The organism is Schinkia azotoformans LMG 9581 (assembly GCF_000307855.1).
Lineage (GTDB): Bacteria > Bacillota > Bacilli > Bacillales > Bacillaceae_J > Schinkia > Schinkia azotoformans.
Window position 1 is genome coordinate 1 of the sequence record NZ_AJLR01000086.1, and the last position, 1,084, is coordinate 1,084.

1 protein-coding gene is annotated in these 1,084 nt (G+C 51.3%); it reads right to left on the reverse strand.

Features of this window, described 5'->3' with window-relative positions:
- A partial coding sequence (locus BAZO_RS21750; RefSeq protein ID WP_211208560.1) for a hypothetical protein occupies window positions 1-271 on the reverse strand: 271 nt, incomplete at its 3' end.
- Window positions 272-1,084 lie beyond the last annotated feature (813 nt).

Sequence of the window (1,084 nt, forward strand, 5' to 3'; positions counted from 1 at the left end):
GCGAGCGTTGCACATAGTATTGATTGCCCGTTGCCCCGTAGGTCTGACCTGTTGCAGGAAAATTAGCCCATGCACCAGACGTTGTTTGTGGTCCCATTCCCGTCCCTGTGGCTATCGGTGTTCCTGTTGCAGAGTTTCCTGCATAGATGGCAGAGATATAATATCCATAAGGGATTTTATTCGCCGCTGTCGCTGTATTGGAAGGCGTGTTCCAGCCAGTTGGTAGTGATTGTGCGACATTCGCTCCTGTCGTCCCTCCTGTCGTTGTCATACTGCTGGGTACAGCCGGCGTGTGCTGTGCCGTGTTGATATAGCCATAGTTGAAGGTTGCCGTTTGTGCTGCAGCTGTGAGCGTGACCGTATAGTTGTTGCTTGCTTGAGTCGCACTGACTGTCGGGTTGGCTGCTTGCGAAAGCTGCCAGTGTTGCTGCAGTTGTCGCACCTGTATAGCTCGTCGTGCCATTCGTGATATCCGTAATGTTGTAGCCTGCAGGGACAGCTGAGGTCAAGTCACTGGCATAGTTTTTAAGGAGGGTCGTAGAGGCGAAAGGATTGTCAGTTACGACCGAGCTATCGGTCGGAACTCCAGTTCCTGCTGCGCCGTAGCTTTTAGATGCAGGAAGTGTTGCAAGAGTGCTGCCAGAGGCCAGTGTCCAATTGAAAGCAACGGTCTGTTGGCTCGGCGTATAAGTCACGTTCACTACATTAGGATTTGTTGCACCTTGAGCGACAGCTTGAACCTTTGTTGCAGCGGTATTGGTTGAACTTGCAGGATTCGTTGCAGAAATTACCGTATTCGTAGAAGAATTGGCATTATAGCCTGCCGGCGCTGCTGGTGCTAGAAAAGTATAACTATTGCTATCGGGACTACTTGTCGTCGGAGCAACAAGCGATAGTCCAACGGTATCCCCGACATTCGCCGTGATTGTGCTCGGACCCATACTAGGAATCGCTTGACCTGTCACTTTGTTCAAATAATTGACAGGAACCGGAGCTGTGACTCGGCTTGCAGTGAGCGTGGTGTTCGTATAGGTCATCGTAGATGTCCAACCACCTGCCGAAGCGGCAAGTCCTACCTGCATTG